This is a genomic window from Treponema sp. Marseille-Q4523 (genome assembly GCF_016901105.1).
Taxonomy (GTDB): Bacteria; Spirochaetota; Spirochaetia; order Treponematales; family Treponemataceae; genus Treponema_D.
On record NZ_JAFEVM010000001.1, the window covers coordinates 42,685 to 61,416 of the forward strand.

Sequence of the window (18,732 nt, forward strand, 5' to 3'; positions counted from 1 at the left end):
CTGCAAAGCACATCAAGAAAACTGTCCAAAAAATTGAAATTTTTGGACAACCCCTGCAAATATACGTATTGAAAAAAACGATCGTACGCGTTAAAATAATGTTAATTTTTACTATTTTCCCGCGGCGGCAAAGCGGCGGCGTATTTTGGAGTGTTGATATGGCGACGGTAAAAGCGATAAAAAAATCGGCAAAGACGACAAAGGCCGGTGCGAAAAAGGCTGCGGTATCGAAAGGGACGGCAAACAAATCGGCGAAGACTAAAGCAAAAACCGCAGCAAAAAAACGGACGGCGGCAAAGGCGCAGTCAAAAAAACGTTCCGAAACGAAGACGATAAAACAAGCCGCAGCGGTAAAAAAGAGCGCGCAAAAACCGGCGAAAAAAGTCGCAGCGAAAAAATCGATCAAAAAAATCGACTGGGCAAATCTCCCCTTCGGCTATATGAAGACGGATAAGCGCTTCGTTGCCGAATTCAAAAACGGTAAATGGAACGCCGGCAAACTCACTTCCGACGATACGGTTTCCCTTTCCGAATGTGCGGGAGTCCTGCAGTATGCGCAAACCTGCTTCGAGGGTCTCAAAGCGTACACGACCGAAGACGGCCGCATCGTTACGTTCCGACCGAACTTGAATGCCGAACGCATGGAGCGTTCGTGCGAACGCCTCGAAATGCCCGTATTTCCGAAAGAGCGCTTCGTCGAAGCGGTCCTCGCCGTCGTTAAAGCGAATAAATTCTACGTGCCGCCCTACGGAAGCGGCGCGACGCTTTACATCCGTCCCTATATGTTCGGTGCGAATCCCGTCATCGGCGTAAAACCCGCCGACGAATACCAGTTCCGCATCTTCGTCACCCCCGTCGGTCCGTATTTTAAAGGCGGCGTCAAATCGATCGCCGTGCGCATTTCCGATTCCGACCGCGCAGCTCCCCGCGGAACGGGCGATATCAAAGCGGGTATCAATTACGCGATGAGTCTGCACAATATCGTCGACGCGCACAAAAACGGATTCGCCGAAAACATCTACCTCGATCCCGCCACGCATACGTTTATCGAAGAGACGGGCGGTGCGAATATCCTGTTCATCACGTACGACGGCAAAATCGTCACGCCGAAATCCGACACGATCCTTCCGTCGATCACTCGCCGCTCGCTCGTGTACATCGCGGAAAATATTCTGCACATCCCCGTCGAAGAGCGCAAAATCGACAAGAGCGAGCTTGCATCGTTCGCCGAATGCGGCCTGTGCGGAACGGCGGCGGTGATCTCCCCCGTGTGCAGCATATACGACCACGGCAGAGACATACGCTTTTCGGCCTGCGAAAACGGCATGGGACCCGTACTCAAAAAACTGTACGACACGCTCACGGGCATACAGATGGGACACATCCTCGCGCCGAAAGGCTGGATATACGAAGTAACATAATCACCTTCGATACGCAAAGAGAAGCTGTTCCGGAATTTTTCGACATTTCCGGAACTCCGCTTCCTGCACTCGTCAAAATATCTACTGTCAAAATATCTACTTGACAGATTTCTCAAAAGCGGGTATAAACATTAGTTTATTTTCACTTCCCAAACTATAATTGACTAAAAAAAATCCTTTTGTTATAATTAAATCCGTAGCTATGAAAATTCAAACGGAAACCGGGCTCAAAAAAGTCATCGCCTGCATGGAACGCACCGATCCCGAACAAGCGCAAAAAATACTTGAAAATCTGTTTGAAGACGAATTCGACTGCGCGGAGCTCGTGTTTACCGCCGACTGCTGCAATTTTTGGATCCCGCACATACGGCAGCTGGGCACACTGGAAAATGCGTTCGAACGCGGCGAAAACCTCCTTGCTGACTGGAAACGGTTTCGCGTTTTTCTTTCGCGGAAAGAGAACCCGTATCTGCCCGCAGTCGAAGCGATTGATCGCGGCGTTTTTTCGCTCGCGCTTGAAAATTATCGGCAGCTGTTCGACGAACGCGACAACGCGCAAAAAGCGGAAATCTACCGTAAAGCGGGTCTGTGCTGCAAAAAGCTCGGCAAATTCGAAGACGCGCAGGAATGTCTTACCGTCGCGAACAATGCGCAGCCGGGTCTTCCGTCGGTACTTGCCGAACTCGCCGACTGTTTTGCGCTGTGCGGACACGAGCGGAACGCAAAAGTGCTTTTTCGCGAAGCGTTTTTTATCGATCCGGTGAAAATCGACGCGAGCTTTCTCGACTCCGAGCTGATTCGGGTATTGATCGAAAAGACCGCGGAAAAGGGCTACACGGGTACGACGCTCATGCAGTGGATCCCTGTATACGGGGTGCTCTACGGCGTCTTTAATGTGCGGCGGGAACTCAAACTGCAGGAGATCAGCAAATTAAAACAGGAAATCTACGCGATCGAAACGGAGATGAAAGATCCTTCCTGCGATTCGGCGAATCTCACGCCGCGCCTCATCAATCTGTATTTTTGGCTCATCGACCACTACCTCGCATCGGACGACACTTCGAAGCCGGTAAACGATACTCTGCTGAAGATAAAAATACTCGACTCGGCGATTTACGAGCAGTACACCAAGTGACGGGCAAAACGGACGGTCGATGAAAACGGTAAAAACAAACGGATGTTCGAAGAGAAAACAGCACAAGCGTTATTTATAAATTAATAATTAAGGAGTTTTGTATGGCAGATGAAAATCTCGTGACGCAGGTTCAAAACATGCTCAAAGAGGAGACGTGGACACGGGCTGCGATCAGCAATTATACAAAGAACAATCTCATGGAGCTCGCCGACATCGTTGAAAAAGCGCGGGAAGCCGGATGCGCCGACGAACTGCAGCAAATCTGTGACGAGCACCTCTCACACACGAAAGACAGCATTATCGCGCTGTACCTGTCGGGCATGGTGTCGCTCGGCAAAGGCGCGCTAGACAATTCTTCTCTTGAAAACCTCGTCGACATCTTTCAAAAAAATCATAAAGAGAATATCGTCATCTACCTCTGCGAAACGATCCTCGCGGACGATCCGAACAACAAATTCGCTCTTCGCACGCTCGCCGACTGCCTGCGCGCCGAATCGAGCGATAAAGTGTGGGAACTCTACGAAAAAATCGTAAAGCTTGATTTCGAAGAAGCTGATTTGGCGAAGCTGCTCGCCGAACACGCCGAAGCGGCAAACGATACGGAAACGGCGATCGATTACTACAAAAAGGCGCATCTCCGCTACATCACCGCAAAAAACATGAACGCGGTAAAAGAAACGTGGTCTCGCCTCGTCCAGCTCATTCCCGAAGAGATCGATTTTTTTATGCTCGCCAAACGAAAGATCGCAAAGACGATCAGCGAAGAGCGGAGCGCCGTTCTCATGCAGGAATTGTACACGTGGTATAAGGACAATAAAAAATGGGATACGGCGATCGATATCCTCAAGCAGATCCTCGAAATCGATCAGCACGATACCTGGGCGCGTAAAGAACTCGTCGACTGCTACCGCGGAAAATACGAAGGACGGGGGCATCTCGAAGACTACATCCGTTCGTCGAACCTCGCGCAGAGTTTCCGCAACGTATTCGAAGCGCTCAACGACTTCGAAAAGCACATCGCCTTCGATGCGAAAAGTTACGTGTACCACCGCACGTGGGGTGTCGGCATCATCCGATCGGTCGAAGACGATACGCTGAAAATCAATTTCGGAAAAAAATACGGAGTGCGGCCCATGTCGCTCAAAATGGCCGTGAGCGCATTGCAGCCGCTTGCGAAAGATCACATTTGGGTACTCAAAGCGACGAAAAAGCACGAAGAACTTGCCAAGAAAGTAAAGAGCGATAAAGAGTGGGCGCTTAAAACGATCATTCAAAGTTTCGGAAACCGCTGCGACCTCAAGCGCATCAAAGCCGAACTCGTGGACGACGTTCTTTCCGCATCCGAGTGGACGTCGTGGAACAGCGGGGCAAAGAAGATCCTCGAGTCGAACCCGCATTTCGGCGTCGACACGAACGACATCGATATGTATACGGTGCGCGATCACGACGTAAGCAAAGACATAAAGCTCGCAAACGAATTCAAAGCGCAAAAGCAATTCTTCCCGCGGATCGACATATTCATGCGCTTTATCGAAGACGACGAAACGGATAAAAGCGGCGAAACGTTCAACGAAATGCTCTCCTATTTTATCGGATTCTTAAAATCGGTTTCGCACATCAACGAACAGGTCGTCGCTTCCTTTTTGACGATTCAAAAAATCAACATGCTCGTCCCCGCTTCGGCCTATCAAATCAAATTCACCTTTAAGGATGTATACGATAAAATCGAAGAACCGCGTAAAATGTATCTTTCGCTCAAAGATACGAAAAACACGACGCTCCGCGAAGATTTTATTAAAAACGTAAAACTCCTTCCCGACTGGGACAAACAGTACGTGCGCCTCTTTCCGACGGTGCTCAGCCGCTCCATGCTCACATCTCTCATCAACGCGGGGAAGACGGATATGGTGCAGCGCCTTGCATCCGATTCGTTCGACAATTTCAAAGACAACCGCCAAGCCGTTTTGTTTTTCTTCCGCGAATGCAGGGACGACGATTGGTTTAAAAGCGCCGGCATTCCGTACGAAAAGCAGCTTATCGCACTGATCAATATCGTCGAACTCACATTTCGTGAAATCAGCAATCACGTCAATACGACGGAAAACAAAAAAATCAATGCGGCCGCGATCGATCTGCTGTTCTCAGGCGACACGCTTATCGACTATATGCTCGAAAACGACGAAGATACGGTAAAGCGTATGTATACGCTCGTTGCGGACATTGCGGATCTCGATCCCGCGAAAAAGGCTCAGCTGCGAAACAAGATCCTCGAAAAATATCCCGACTTCAAATTTCAGGCGGCGGAAGAAAAATCTTCGACCCAACAGCGCGGCATGCTCGTTACGGCGAAAAAGCTCGAAGAAAAAAAAGCGCAGGAAGAGCAGATCCGTACCGTCGACATTCCGAAAAACGCGGAAGAGATCGGCGAAGCGCGTTCTCAGGGAGACTTAAAGGAAAATGCGGAATACAAAGCAGCCCGCGAACACCAGCACTTTTTAAACGAGCGGCTTAAAACGCTTCAGGAGGAAATCGGACGTTCGGTCGTATTCGATCCGACAACGATCACGACGGCGTTCGTTTCATTTTCGACGACGGCGACGCTGCACAACAACGATTCGAATGAAGACGAAACGTACACGATTTTCGGACCGTGGGAATCGGATCCCGACAACAACGTCATCTCGTATATGTCGCCGTTCGGCAACGCGCTTATGGACAAAAAAGTCGGCGAGCATGTCGTCTTTACGATCAACGACCACAACTACGACTACACCGTAAAAGAGATAAAAGCGGCGAAAGCGTAAACAAGCTGCGTCCTTCGGCGCGGCGAACTTTTTAAGAATTCGAAAGGCGCTGCGCAGTCGGGGGATGCGTAAAAAAGCGTTTATCGTAAGCGTATGAAATATCGAAAACTGTTGCCGGTCGTCCTTATCCCCATCGCGGGGGCGCTGATCCTTTTTTTATACGGAAAGGATAAAAAAATGCACGGAGCACACATGACGGAACGCAGTTCATCGGGCAATGCCCAGGATGCGCGCGGACGGGTATTTTCGGAAAACGATATCAACGGAAATCTCCCGAAGCACGTCTTTGTCGCCACCCTCACGCAGACTTTTTCGCGCGGTTATGAATTTTGCCTTTCGGGCGGAAAAATCATGATGAAAAAAGCGGGTGCGGAAAATTGGGCGCTCTTTCAAGGGACGGGTCTCCCCTTTCCGAAAAAGAAGCGCATCGAGAGAGGCGAACGCTTCGACGTGCCGAAAAAAATCGTCGAAATCGCAGCCGACGACGATATGCTGCTCGCTTTCGACGACGAAAAAAAAATGTTCGTCTGTCCGCTCGCGTCGAACCGCGTCGATAAAAAATTCGTATGGACGAACGGCTTCGGCTGGCCTGAAAAGAATCAGCTCGTGCAAAACGATCTCGTTTCTCATAAGCGCGGCTGGGCGACCGGTACGAGGAGATCGAGCATCGAATGGTATACCGACCGTTTCGGCAACGAACACAATTGGGGAACGATGGGCGTTACGACCGTCTACTTTCTTACAGAAAACGGACGGGAAATACGCTTTACCGATTCCGGGCTTCCGACCGATTTGAGCGATACGATCCTCTGCCCCGAGCGCGGCGCCTTTACCGCGCAAAACATCAGCGCAAGCGGTTCCACTCTTTTTCTCATCGGAGACGACGGCACGATGTACACTCGCCTCATCGATTACGACACGATGGGATGCGATCCGATGTTTTTCAAATACACCTATGTCGCCGAAAAGCAGCGATACAAAGGCAGCGATTACCGTTCCAATTTTACGCGCTGGGGACTGCCGAACGAAGATTGGCGTAAACAGCCCGACATCAAGCTTTCGGGAAACGCACGCCTTTCAAAATATATCTGCATATTTCAAAACGGCAAAGGAAACGATGCGCGCGTTCTTCGCGTTGCGGGTACCGATCCCGCGGGAAAAATCGGTTTTTATTATAAAAATTTAACCGATACCGAATGGCGCTTCGAGCCGGCTCCCCTCGTTCTCTCTCCTTCCGCTTTTCTTTCAGGCGCAAAATCGGAAGCCGAAAAGAAAAACGAATATTCGTATACCGGCACAATCGCGAAAAACGGTAAAACGGTAAACGGTATCACCTGTTCCGTAAGCGATATGACGCTCACAAGTGAAGGTTCCTGTACGCTCGTGCTGCAGTGCGGAGACGAAGCGAAATCGATTCCGCTCTACCTCGTTACGATGTGGACGTATATGACGCGCTACAATCCGGTATTCGACGGGACGCCGAAAAGCTTTTTCGCCACTCCTCATTTTTCCGAAGCCGATATTTCGGCACAAAACGAAACGTTCGATGCGCTCCTTCACGGCGCGTTCCAAGGAAAAAACCTCGATCTCTTTTCTGCGACGGCGACCGCATGGGGTCCCTATCTCATGTTTACGTTCGGAAAAAAACCGAACGAATACACGATATCGCTCAGTGCGACAAAAGCTTCAGAGTCGGAGTTTAAAAAAGAGCTGACGGCAAACAGAGTACAAACGCAATCGCTTCGTATGCTCGACACGGCAAAGACGTACACGGCAAGCGACGTGCCGCTCCTCGACGGTATCATACGGGAAAACGAAAGCGTCATAGCCGAAGCCGACACGCAGATGAAAGCCTATCTCAAAAACGCCGCGCGATCCGAGCTTTCGAGATGGGGCTACAATATCTTCGATACGATCGCTGCCGTGACGATGCTGAACCGCGTAGACGTGCCGAAAATAAAAACGCTGACCTCGTTCGGCGGACAGCTTATGGCGCAGAATGCGGACAATTTCAAATTCATTTCCATGTTCGAACTGTATACGAACCCGTACAAGATCTCCGCGGCACAAAACGTCATAGACGAGTGTACTTCGCTCAAAGAGCGAATAGCCGAAAAAGGCGGCGCGAGAGTCGATCCTTTTTTCAAAAACACGTACGGAGAATACTTCGACGCACTGCATATCCCCGACGTAACCTACGGCACCGTCACATATAAAAAGAAACGCTACAAAACGACGATCAGAAGGATAAGTGCAACGCTTCCCGTTTTACGCATGGAATACGCAGATGAAACGAACGCTCAGTCGGTCATTATCGAATTCCCGTCGCTCATCGAAGATATAAAAAAAGAGCAAACCCCCTTTACCGCGCCCGTCGTCTTTCGAACCATTTCCGGAAGCGGATCGGCCTTTATTAAAACCGGCATCCGCTCATACATCATGAGCAGGACGGGCACATACACATGGGACGGGAAAGAGGCGAAAATCGAAGTCAATAAATCTTTAAATAAGCGGCTCCCGCTCTTTGCAAGCGGAGAGGACAGATGACAGGGAAGTGCGCGATGAGCGCGGCTGCCATAAGGGAACTCATCTCCGACGTCTACGTAATTCCCGGCGGAACGAACGTCGGCGTCATACGCGTAAAAGACGAAAGCGGATGTGCTCTCTACCTCATCGATTCGGGCGGAAGCGAAAAAGACGCGCGCAACATCGAAGCAATCCTCAACGCGCATTTTAGGAGCTGGCATCTCCGAGCGATCATAAATACGCATTCGCACGCCGACCATACCGGCGGCAACGCCTATTTTACAGAAAAAACAAAATGCGAAATATGGATGCCTTACCTTGAAAAAGGGAGCGTCGAAAACACGCTTTTACAGTCCTCCATCGCATGGGGCGGCTTTCCGCTTCCCGAACTGCGCGTACCCTATTACGTTCCCGCGCACTGCGAAGCGACACGCGTCATACGAGATGAAGAGTGCGTCGAGCTTACCGACGGCAAAAAAATACGCTTTATCGCCCTGCCCGGTCACTATTTTGAAATGCTCGGCGTTATGTGCAAGACCCCCGACGGAAAGTCCGCGTTCTTTGCGGGAGACGCCGTATTCGGCAGAAGCGTGATTGCAAAATTTTCGATCCCGTTTATGATCGATATTTTTTCATTTTCGGATACGCTTGAAAAGCTCCGCTCCGTACGTGCTGACCGGTACGTGCCGAGTCACGGGGAAGCGGTCACGAGGATCGATGAAACTGTTGAAATGAACCAAATCGCCGTTTTACAGACGATAAGCTGCATTATGAAGATTTTAAAAAAGAAGCCGCACACGGCCGAAGAATTATTGACCGAAGTCGCAAACGCGAACGGCATTTCCATGAAGCTCACGCAGTACGTACTCATCGGCTGTACGCTACGCTCCTTTCTCACGTGCCTGTATGAAAAAGGACGCATAACGTACGAAATCGTTGACAATAAAATGCTGTGGAGAGCGCTTTAGGCGCTGTCCAAAACGGAAATTCCCGGACAGCGCTCCCACGCAAAGACTTTTTACAAAACGCAGATCGGAACGAAAGTGTCGGCTTTCAGCGCCGCCCCACCGATGAGCCCGCCGTCGATATCCTTTTGAGAAAGCAGTTCCGCTGCGTTTGCCGCTTTCATCGAACCGCCGTACTGGATGATCGTTTCGTCGGCGACTTTTTTGTCGTAGAGCTTTTCGATGTGAGCTCTGCAAAACGCGTGGATCGCCTGCGCGTCTTCGGGCGTCGCGGTTTTTCCCGTACCGATCGCCCACACCGGCTCGTATGCGATCGTAACGCGCGCCATTTCGGCGGCCGTTACGCCTGAAAGCCCCGCGTCGAGCTGGAACGCGCACACGCTTTCCGCCTTTCCTTCTTCGCGTTCGGAAAGCAGCTCTCCGATGCACAGCACGACATCGAGACCCGATGCGAGCGCTTTGCGCACTTTCGCGTTGATAAGCATATCGCTTTCGCCGATTTCATGCCGCCGCTCCGAATGCCCGATGATCACCGTTTGCACTCCGATATCTTTGAGCATTTCCGCCGACACTTCGCCCGTGTGCGCGCCGTTTCCGGTAGAGGCGACATCCTGTGCGCCCAAAATAATATTGCTCCCTTTTACAACCTGCGCGACCGCGTCGAGGTAGACGAAAGGCGGAGCGATCATATACTTGTTCGGTTTGCCTTTCAGCTGCAGAACCAAATCCTTTGCGAGCGCGACCGCTTTGGCTTTGCTCGTATTCATCTTCCAGTTTCCCGCAATATAATGTGTCCGTGCCATAAAAACTCCTGTAAAAAAATTAATAATTTCCAAACTCGCCGTTTATCAATAGGTTCAATTTCGAGTTTTCAAAACTCGCAGGATTGTCGAAAAAATAAGAAACTTTTAAGACAGTCCCTTTTCCAACCGTTCCGCTCACCGATAGAATGGCGAGTTTGGAAAGAAAATCAAATTATGCTTACGGCGAGGTTCCGGCTGCGTGCCGTTTCGAGCGTTAGGCTTACGGAAGCCTGTCTCCAAAAGCTCGACCGCGGCATACACGGCGAGTTTGCAGAGCAAACTCGGTAGTGAGCGCAGCGAACGAAGTTCTCGCCGAAAGCATAGCTGTCAATCGGCATTCCAAATTCGCCGTTTATCGATAAATTATTTTTGTGCCAAAATCGCGATGCCCGGAAGCGTTTTTCCTTCAAGGAATTCGAGCGACGCCCCGCCGCCCGTGGAAACGTGGCTCATCTTATCGGCGAGGTGAAATTTGTTCACCGCAGCGACCGAATCTCCGCCGCCGACTACCGTCATAGCGCCGCGTGACGTCGCTTCTGCGACCATGCGTGCAACCGCTTCGGTTCCTTTCGAAAACGCTTCGAATTCGAAGACGCCGACCGGCCCGTTCCAAATGATCGACTTCGCTTCTCCGATCGCCTTTTTATAGAGTTCGAGCGTTTTCGGCCCCACGTCGAGCGCCATGAGATTGTCGGGAATATCGGTACCGTCGATCGCAACGGCGGAAGCGTTCGCGTCGAAAGACTCGGCGCCCCGATGATCGACCGGCAAAATGATGTTTACGCCTTTTTCTTTCGCTTCGCTTAACAATTTTTTCGCCGTATCGATAAAATCGTCCTCGACAAGCGATTTTCCGACGCTGTGTCCCTGCGCTTTCAAAAACGTGTACGACATACCGCCGCCGATGACGAGCGTCGATGCGTTTTTCAAAAGGCTTTCGAGCACTGCGATCTTCGAAGAAACTTTCGCCCCGCCGATGATCGCGACCATCGGTTTCGGAGGATTGTGAAGCATCGGATCGAGATACTTCACTTCTTTTTCCATGAGAAAACCGCCGACGCATTCCGTTTTCATAAACTTTGCGATCGTCGCAGTCGATGCCTGATCGCGGTGCGCAGTGCCGAAGGCATCGTTGACGAAAATGTCGCCGTAAGTCGAAAGCTCTTTCGCCATGCCCTCGCGCTCTTCGGCCGTCTTTGCCGTCTCTTCTTTATGGAAGCGGACGTTTTCGAGCATCATGACCCCGCCTTCAGGCAGAGCGTCGACGGCGGCTTTTTGACCGAGCGCATCGGGCGCAAACGCGACGTGCGTACCGAGTTTTTTTTCCAAATACGCGGCAACGGGCGCCATGCGGTTTTTACCCGCGATGAATTTTTCTTTGTCCTCTTCGGTAAACGGCTTTCCCGCCTTTTCCGCTTTTTCGGCGGCTTTTTTTACGTCTTTTGCAGGATCGCCGAGGTGGCTCATGAGAACGAGACTCCGCGGCTTTTGTTCGAGTATGTATTTGATCGTCGGCAGCGCCGCCATAATGCGCGTGTCGTCCTGAACGACGCCGTCTTTCATCGGAACGTTGAAATCGACTCTCATGACGATGCGCTTGCCTTTCAAATCGACATCTTTTACGGTTTTAATCATAATGCCCCCTGCTGTAATGGTTAGAATTTTTTTTGCGATTCGATTTTTTTATTATATGTTTTTTCGGCGCAATATTCAATCGTACGCATGGAGAATTGTCGCAGGCGGTTCTCCGAAGTTTATCTTACGTTTTATTTTTTACCTTAAAATTCTATACTTAGCCCCAAAATGTATCTTCTGCCGATTGTTGTTCGGCAAAAGTCCATACTTCTTGTATCTTGCCGTTTTCTATTTTGAACAGATCAATACCCGGATCATTGAGCGTGTCAGAACCTCTCTGCGCTAAGGAAACAACACTTGCAGCAACAAAACACCCGTTGCTCGCAGCCCAATTGGTAATAACTTTAAATGTGCCGCCGCTCCTTTTCGCAAATTCCCCTAAACGCTCACCCAACGCCTGTTTCCCCGTAATCGTACCTGAAAGCGAACTTTCGCCTCCCATGTGCCATACAACAGTATCGGCCATTGCTGCAAAAGCTCCGGCAAAATCACCCTTTTCCAATGCATCTCGATAAGCAGCAAATACCTTCATTGCTTCATTTTTCATAAAAGTCCTCCGGTAAATATTTAGAAGTTTTTTCGCTTCTATAGGTATAATTATACTCTCTTGTCTTGATTTTACAAGTACGAACATTTATAATATATAGTATCAAAAATAATACTTACAAGGAGGTACGATAAAAAACGCCGTCTGAAATATCGCCGTCGCTTTTTATCTCGAGTTTGCTGGATGTTTGCAGAAAACGTGTATACGTAGTGTTTCGATAAAAATCGCATGAATACGAATACGCTTTATTTTGCAAACTCGACTATTGAACGTGTGCTCGCACGCGCACGGCTAAAAACTTTTTCGGAAATTGATATTTCCTGCAAAAGTTTTTATGGGAGTTTTTTATGATGTCGATTTATGATAAGTGCCCCTTCGCTACTACGCAAAGAGTATTGCAAGGAAAATGGGCGATTATAATTTTATATCATCTGAGTACGGGTACAAAAAGGTTTAATGAACTTCAAAGAGTAATGCCTGCAACAACTCGAACAGTTTTAACAAGACAGCTGCGTCAGCTTGAAAAAGATAAACTGATCGACCGAAAAGTCTTTGCCGAAGTCCCGCCTCATGTTGAATACTCTTTGAGTAAATTGGGAACTAAATTTCAAAAAGTGTTAGACGAGATTGAGATTTTCGGTTTGAGTTATATCGCCGAATTACATAAAATGCAAAGCTGAATGCCCGATGGGAAAAAAGCCGAATACGCATATCTGTTTGACGCGATGGAAAAAAGATATGATAAAATTAACAATCCGACGCAGCCTCGCAGCGAAGCTTCAAGCGGCAGCGGGGTATTAAAGCCTCCGCACGAATAAAACGAATCAAAAAGAGCAGGCGAAAATACGGCTTAAAACTTATTGTATTTGCTTTTATTGACGGAAATCCGTTCGCTCTTTTATGCGGAAACGGCGCAGGATCCCTTCGGCAAAGGCTTACCCGTCTACGAGTTCCGCAGTTTTTATAGGAGCTGGTATATGTCGTTGAATATTCATGAAGATGACTTACGCATGGCGGGTGAAAAGATCGGTTTTGAACGGGGAATACGCAAAGGCAGAAGAGACGGAATCTTACAAGGCCGACGCGATGGTATCGCCGCTGGATCGTATCAGGCAAAGCGGGAAACGGCAAAAATTTTATCAGGTATGCAACTGAGCATTGAAGTGATAGCGAAAGCGACCGGTCTTTCGGAAGCGGAGATCGAAAAACTGTAGTGTCATTTGCTTTCAAAAACTCGACATCCGACCTTTTAGGTAAAAATTGATTTCCGTGTGCCACCCTATCGTTGCCGTCGGACGGCAACAAGTGCGGGAGCGAAGCGCCTCATTTTTACACGCATACATTTACGATACAATCGCCTCGTCGTGCATTTTCTATTGAGTTATGCGAACCCTTGACAAATACGTATTACACGTATTACAATAATAGATGTGAAAGACAAAGAACTTTTACGTTTATTATTAAAAGACGGTTGGGAATTGGTATCGGTAAAAGGCAGCCATCATAAAATCACGAAAAACGGAAAAACAGAGATAATTCCCGTGCACGGCAAAGATGTGAAAAAAGGTCTTTTAGCGGCTATTCTAAAACGAACCGAACTGGAGGTAAAAAAATGAAAGTTATATATCCTGCTATTTTTCATAATGAAGACGACGGTTTCTGGGTTGAGTTTCCCGATTTACCCGGATGTTCTACGCAGGGCGATACGGAAGCCGAAACGTATACAAATGCGGTTGAAGCGATGGAGCTTTTTTTGCAAGACGATTATACGGTCGACACCTTACCGAAGGCGTCGGCGGCAAATAAAATTAAAACGGATAAAAAAAGTTTCGTATCGTTTGTATGCGGCGAATTTAAAGTAAATGAAAAGGCAATAAAAAAGACATTGACAATTCCTGCATGGCTTAATATTCAGGCGGAAAAAGCGGGAGTCAATTTCAGCAAAACATTACAAGACGCATTATGTGAAAAACTGAATCTTGTGATATAACCGGAACGGCACATCCTCCGCTTCCTACCGTGCGATTTCCACGCCCCACCACTCGTCGAGCACCGCGCGCGCTTCCTGCTGTAGTGCGGGGTCAACACAGACTTCGAGCTGCTTCAAATTATCGGCATAGTGCGCGCGCCCCGAAGCCCGTACCGCTTCGCGTATGTCGTCGGAAAGGGGATGCTCATCCAAATAGGAGAAAATGATCGTAAATACCGAAGAAGCCGAACACACTTTTTGCCATGAAGCAAGGTCGGCAATTTGTCGGCGGGAAGAAATACCGGTATTGATGCGGTAGTTATACACCGTGTCCCGTATGCCGAAATACGTACACGCGTTTCGAGTACGCCCGTCCGCCGGCGCGTCGGCAAACTTCGATGCCGTCAATGCGATAAAAAAATAGAGGAGCAGGTCTTCGGCCATCGTGCAATAGGCAAAGGGGATCTCATCGTATGCTTTTTGAACGAGGGCGGTTTTGAAGAGTTTACCCCACACAAAGCCGTTATATGCGCTTTCAACGATAAACTTACGGAGGATTTCGCCACCGGTTAAAACGCCCTCGTATACGCTTTGCGCTTTTCGCGCAAAAGAGGCGATGCGCGCATCAGGCTCACCTTCCATGCCGCACACCGTACCCGCACCGTGCACGATGTCCGCACCCGACGTACGGGCAGTATCGTACAATATACGGAGAGCATTAGGCGGAAGCTCATCGTCCGGATCGGCAAAGGCTGTGTATTCGCCCGAGGCGGCGTTCACCGCAGTACGGCGCGCTTCGAGCGTACCGAGGTTTTTACCGTGTTCCAAAAACACGAGCGGCAGCCCCCGCTCCTTAAACCGCTTTGTATATGTTTTAACAATGCGCTGCAATTCTTTTGTGCCGGGGCTGCCGTCATTTACAACGATAATTTCAAAAAGCGGCGCTGCATCCTGCCGTAACACGCTTTCAAAAAACCGCCCGATCTGCCCCTCCGCCCCGTACACCGGAACGCAAAGACTCACGAGCGGCTTTTGCCGCGCCGCACATCCGAAGCGCGCGGCGCGGCGTTGGAGAAAACTCATCGTACGGTTTAGTACCAGCTAAAACCGGTTCCCACTATATGCGTTAATTTCTGAGAAAAACTGCCGCCTGAATTCCTTTCGACCAGTAAATTTCCCGCTAAATCGTACTCCAATACTTTGTCGGTATTTTTCGGATCACCGTGCGGCTCAGCAGTACCGCCCGTACCCCATACGCCGTCCGAAGCAATGATAAGCCTGATCCGTTCGGCTTCGTCGTATTTTACGGCGATAAACCGGCAAAATCCGTAACCGGTTTGAGCAGCATCATTTGCATCTTTACCGATCGTTTTTTCGATACCGCTCAATGTCGAGGCTGTAGCACCGATCTTATACAATTTGCTGCTGTTTTTAAAAACATCGGTTTCATGATGAGTGGATACGTATTTCCGTGATTCGGTTGTCTTTGACGAAATACCGTACAACACGCCGTCGATTACCTGCAAGTCTCTCACGGCTTCTTCATAGCGCTCGTAATCGCCGGTAGTGGGATGCGGAGACGGATTTTCTGCAGGAGAGGCAGAAACCACCGTTATTACTCCATCTTGAACGGGAGAGCTGCCCTTCTTGTATTTTGCTACCTTAATCGTATAGGGAGCTGTAAGCGCTGTTTGCTCTTTTGTAGCAACAAATACCCCATCCTTGTTTGCGGCAAGCGCGGTAATCTCAGTCAAAGCGGTTTGTATTTCATACGGCGGCGTCGGAAACGCAGCACTGCTGAAATCCGTATTCCACACCAGAGACTTTACAAACCAATTGTTACTAACGGTCTTATAGCTATAATACAAAGTCTTTTTTCCGTCGGAAATATCTACAGCAACAGCGCTGATGTCGGACAACGACCCCAGAGTTTTATCGTTGTCCTTGACATATCCGTTTACACCCAAGATAAAGCGCCTGACAAAACAGGGATTCGGATTATCTCTGTATACTATGTACAGATTGCCGTCCTGGTCGTAACAGAACACATCGGTAGGTCGTTCGGAAGAAGTGTCTGCAAAAAGCTTGTTTGCTTCGGAAAACGCTCCCGTTCCGTTCGTACTTGTCCAATAGTGCATACCATAGGTGCTCTTTTCCCACAGCAAGGCGGGAGTCTTTTTAGACGGATATGCGGCATGGTATGCGTACCACGTGGCATCCGTATCGGTAAAAGTCAAAGTACCCGTTTTGCGGTTGAATGCGGCGATACGATTTTTTTCGCCCGTCACCCGCCAGCCTTCTTTACCGTTTGCGATACCCACTCCGTCGTCCGCAATGTAGATATTATCTTCGTCGTAGCCGATAAAACCGATGGGATTGGAAAAATACTGTGCATTAAAGGCGATGGGGTCTGCGGTTGAAGCAGCAGGATTGAGTCCTATCTTGGTCTCATGGATAAAGGCACTGCCGGTATATGTATAACGTACAAGCTGCCCCAGCGCATACAGCATTCCGCTATCCAGTTTTTGCTCGTTCAGCAAGCAATACACGCCGTCCTCGTCGGCAAAAAGGCCGGTACACTCGGTGTGATTATTGTCGAAAGCATTATCTTGACGAACTTTAGGGAGCTGTTTTTCGATTTTATTTGACAGCGTTAATATAGAACCCGACAGTTCGACCTTACAGGCAAACAGCTTATTCACCTGAGGAAGGGAAGCGCTGAGCGGGACGGTAAAAAACAAAGTACCGTTATATGCCGCAACGGCAGAAACAGTGCTTATCGAAGGGTCAAGCGTACTCAGACTGCTTCTGTTTGAACAGGTAAAATGATTGTACGCGTTTTCTTTCAGACAATAGACATTTACGCCGTTAAACAAAAAGATATAGTTATCGTCCTGATCAATCGCTATATTATCAATATCGCTGATCCCATTAGGAAGAGAAGAAGAAGGCAGCTGAGCGGCAACGGCCGTTTGAAAACCCGTATCTTCATTGCCGTCAACGTCGAAACGCGTAAACTTTTTTACGCTGTCGTCATGGTATAAAAGATATAACCTGCCCAAACTGTCGCGCGCGGTAACCGGTTTGGGATAGTTTCCGCCCATACGAATGGTATCGGGGAAAGTTTTGCCGTTTCGGAATTTCAGGCGAAGCTTAACCCCGCTTAAGGGTATCGTTTCTATAACATCGAAAAAGAAATTTCCGATAACGTTCGGCGTTTTCGACAGTTCCAAATCGATATCGTTTATGCCGGCTTTTACGGTGTGCGTTTTCGTCCTGCTCCACGTACCCGATGCGGTTTGAACGGTCGCCTTTACGACGATCTCGACGCCGACGACGACTTCCGCAGAAAGAGGGAGCGGACCCTCGGCGATCAAGCGCCCCGAAGCGTCGCTGATCGTGATCGTCGTATTGCTGCCGTCGAATATCGGTAAGCCCGTCTCGGGGTTTGCAGCTCGCCCTCCCCCTCCGCCGACGCGCACTTCGGCAAGTTCTCTGCCTCCGTTTATGTTGAAGTTACACGCGCCGAAAAAAAAGCACAACGCGAGCGAAACGGCAAACAGTTTAAAACCTGTCTTTTTCATAAGCCTCCCCCATGAAACTGCGATGATTGCACTATATCTGTAAGAAAACTCCTAAAATCGCAATTTTAAAAGATTTCTCCGATTTTCAATATATTATAACATAAATCGCAAAAAATAACAATTATCGGTTTATTGTGTGCAGACATTCGACCTGATAACGTATGGAGAGGTATACACGGAAGAGAACTCGTTTTATCCTTGACAATACTGCCACCGACTATTCATAATGTTGCAAGACGAAAACTCCGAATGATTGCAGCTGCAAAAGAAGTTAAAGATTTAAGAATCCCGCCCGGCAATGATCTTGAACAGCTGATTGGAAATCTTGCAGGACTTTGGATATTTCCGCTTATCGTCTGGCAAAAGGCCGGATGTCAAGTTTTGGAGCAAATACCATTACAGCTTTTGGATTTCCGCTTCCGAAAGACCGGTCGCTTTCGTTATCACTTCAAGACTCATCTGCATATCCGATAAAATTTTTGCCGTTTCTCGTGCTTTTTGATATGATCCCGCGGCGATACCGTCGCGTCGACCTTTGCGTATTCCCCGTTCAAAGCCGATCTTTTCACCCAACTGTGAACCCTCTCTTAGTAAATCATCTTTCCAAATATTCAACGACATATACCGGCTCCTGAACTTTTCGTTCCGTTTCGCTTTTTCGACAAGCTCATCGATGTGCTGTGTAAAACCGCTCGTCGCCCGTCTCTCGCAAAGATACTCCAACAAAGCGCTCAATTCAGGCTCATCCTCTTTACCGTAGGCACCCACATTATAAAACACCTTAACGCTTTTGTCATCAAGAAAAAGCATATCGTCGGCGGTACAGATATTACGAAACTCGTAGACAGGCAAGCCTTTGCCGAAGGGATCCTGCGTACAGATAAAAATGACATAGCTCTCTTTCAGTTCAGCGTAGCTTTGTCCTCTCAAGAGGTTATCGACATCCATGAGGCTTTGGTAATAGCGTGTGCGCTTGGGAAGAGAGGGCGGGATCGACGTTTGTATTTCGATATCGAAGATGCGCTCGGGGTCTGAGACATAGACGTCGAGGCGTATGCCCTTGCTTTCGTAAAAGGGCGCTATCGTTTTTTGCAGGGAGGGGTATTCGATTTTACCGACTTTGATATGCAAAAGACGCTCGATGACACCCTTGCAGATCATTTTGTTTTTCATGACCGTGCCGAACATAAAGTCATCGGTAAAGGAAAGTTCTTCGACGGGTTTATGGGTATATTCCATAGCTGCACCTTCGGTTATTGAGATAACGCGGCAAGGAAGCCGCTGACCTATATGGTTTAATTTCGAGTTTTCTAAAACTCGAAATTTTCCAACTGTTTCGTTCA

At 48.8% G+C, this 18,732-nt stretch carries 16 protein-coding genes; 10 read left to right on the top strand and 6 right to left on the bottom strand.

The annotated features are described in order from the left end of the window. Nucleotides 1–158: 158 nt before the first annotated feature. The 5 genes from JSQ97_RS00210 (at nucleotide 159) to JSQ97_RS00230 (ending at nucleotide 8,854) form a co-directional block, all read left to right on the top strand. Complete coding sequence (locus JSQ97_RS00210) at nucleotides 159–1,421, top strand: branched-chain amino acid aminotransferase (protein WP_239446788.1); 1,263 nt, start codon at nucleotides 159–161, stop codon at nucleotides 1,419–1,421. Between the two features lie 202 nt (nucleotides 1,422–1,623). Further along, entirely contained in the window at nucleotides 1,624–2,556 is a 933-nt protein-coding gene (locus tag JSQ97_RS00215) for a tetratricopeptide repeat protein (protein WP_205074180.1), read from the top strand. Between the two features lie 101 nt (nucleotides 2,557–2,657). After that, the gene (greA, locus tag JSQ97_RS00220; RefSeq protein WP_205074181.1) at nucleotides 2,658–5,360 is read left to right on the top strand and encodes a transcription elongation factor GreA; all 2,703 of its coding nucleotides are present in this window, start codon (nucleotides 2,658–2,660) and stop codon (nucleotides 5,358–5,360) included. 93 nt (nucleotides 5,361–5,453) lie between these two features. Then, the gene (locus tag JSQ97_RS00225) at nucleotides 5,454–7,907 is read left to right on the top strand and encodes a hypothetical protein (RefSeq protein ID WP_205074182.1); all 2,454 of its coding nucleotides are present in this window, start codon (nucleotides 5,454–5,456) and stop codon (nucleotides 7,905–7,907) included. Further along, nucleotides 7,904–8,854, top strand: coding sequence for an MBL fold metallo-hydrolase (locus JSQ97_RS00230; RefSeq protein WP_205074183.1), 951 nt, complete (start codon nucleotides 7,904–7,906; stop codon nucleotides 8,852–8,854). The genes JSQ97_RS00225 and JSQ97_RS00230 overlap by 4 nt, the downstream gene beginning before the upstream one ends. Nucleotides 8,855–8,904: 50 nt before the next feature. Here the strand turns inward: JSQ97_RS00230 and tpiA are convergent, their stop codons facing one another. The 3 genes from tpiA to JSQ97_RS00245 all read right to left on the bottom strand — a co-directional run bounded on the left by tpiA (nucleotide 8,905) and on the right by JSQ97_RS00245 (nucleotide 11,836). Next, the gene (gene tpiA / locus JSQ97_RS00235) at nucleotides 8,905–9,654 is read right to left on the bottom strand and encodes a triose-phosphate isomerase (RefSeq protein ID WP_205074184.1); all 750 of its coding nucleotides are present in this window, start codon (nucleotides 9,652–9,654) and stop codon (nucleotides 8,905–8,907) included. A gap of 363 nt (nucleotides 9,655–10,017) precedes the next feature. Beyond that, complete coding sequence (locus tag JSQ97_RS00240; RefSeq protein WP_205074185.1) at nucleotides 10,018–11,289, bottom strand: phosphoglycerate kinase; 1,272 nt, start codon at nucleotides 11,287–11,289, stop codon at nucleotides 10,018–10,020. 157 nt (nucleotides 11,290–11,446) lie between these two features. Next, nucleotides 11,447–11,836: a nuclear transport factor 2 family protein gene (locus JSQ97_RS00245; protein ID WP_205074186.1), complete on the bottom strand. Its 390-nt coding sequence runs from the start codon at nucleotides 11,834–11,836 to the stop codon at nucleotides 11,447–11,449. A 347-nt stretch (nucleotides 11,837–12,183) separates the two neighbouring features. Between JSQ97_RS00245 and JSQ97_RS00250 the strand changes: the two genes are divergently transcribed. The 4 genes from JSQ97_RS00250 to JSQ97_RS00265 all read left to right on the top strand — a co-directional run bounded on the left by JSQ97_RS00250 (nucleotide 12,184) and on the right by JSQ97_RS00265 (nucleotide 13,826). After that, entirely contained in the window at nucleotides 12,184–12,516 is a 333-nt protein-coding gene (locus JSQ97_RS00250) for a winged helix-turn-helix transcriptional regulator (protein WP_205074187.1), read from the top strand. A 186-nt stretch (nucleotides 12,517–12,702) separates the two neighbouring features. After that, nucleotides 12,703–13,050, top strand: coding sequence for a hypothetical protein (locus tag JSQ97_RS00255; protein WP_205074188.1), 348 nt, complete (start codon nucleotides 12,703–12,705; stop codon nucleotides 13,048–13,050). Nucleotides 13,051–13,266: 216 nt separating this feature from the next. Continuing rightward, nucleotides 13,267–13,452, top strand: a complete 186-nt coding sequence (locus JSQ97_RS00260) for a type II toxin-antitoxin system HicA family toxin (protein ID WP_370590014.1) — start codon at nucleotides 13,267–13,269, stop codon at nucleotides 13,450–13,452. Beyond that, complete coding sequence (locus tag JSQ97_RS00265) at nucleotides 13,449–13,826, top strand: type II toxin-antitoxin system HicB family antitoxin (RefSeq protein ID WP_205074189.1); 378 nt, start codon at nucleotides 13,449–13,451, stop codon at nucleotides 13,824–13,826. Before JSQ97_RS00260 ends, JSQ97_RS00265 begins: the two co-directional genes overlap by 4 nt. 24 nt (nucleotides 13,827–13,850) lie before the next feature. Here JSQ97_RS00265 and JSQ97_RS00270 read toward each other — a convergent pair whose 3' ends face one another. Both JSQ97_RS00270 and JSQ97_RS00275 read right to left on the bottom strand, forming a co-directional pair. Continuing rightward, on the bottom strand, nucleotides 13,851–14,888 hold the full coding sequence (locus JSQ97_RS00270) for a glycosyltransferase family 2 protein (RefSeq protein WP_205074190.1): 1,038 nt from the start codon (nucleotides 14,886–14,888) through the stop codon (nucleotides 13,851–13,853). A gap of 8 nt (nucleotides 14,889–14,896) precedes the next feature. After that, nucleotides 14,897–17,389, bottom strand: coding sequence for a hypothetical protein (locus JSQ97_RS00275; RefSeq protein ID WP_205074191.1), 2,493 nt, complete (start codon nucleotides 17,387–17,389; stop codon nucleotides 14,897–14,899). Between the two features lie 198 nt (nucleotides 17,390–17,587). Here JSQ97_RS00275 and JSQ97_RS13090 point away from each other — a divergent pair, with 198 nt between their 5' ends. Next, complete coding sequence (locus tag JSQ97_RS13090; RefSeq protein ID WP_304941080.1) at nucleotides 17,588–17,863, top strand: type II toxin-antitoxin system RelE/ParE family toxin; 276 nt, start codon at nucleotides 17,588–17,590, stop codon at nucleotides 17,861–17,863. On the opposite strand, the gene JSQ97_RS00285 is transcribed toward JSQ97_RS13090, so the two are convergent. Beyond that, nucleotides 17,786–18,628 carry an Rpn family recombination-promoting nuclease/putative transposase gene (locus JSQ97_RS00285; protein ID WP_205074192.1) on the bottom strand — a complete coding sequence of 281 codons (843 nt, stop codon included), beginning with the start codon at nucleotides 18,626–18,628 and terminating at the stop codon, nucleotides 17,786–17,788. The two genes, JSQ97_RS13090 and JSQ97_RS00285, sit on opposite strands and share 78 nt — an antisense overlap. Between the last annotated feature and the right edge of the window lie 104 nt (nucleotides 18,629–18,732).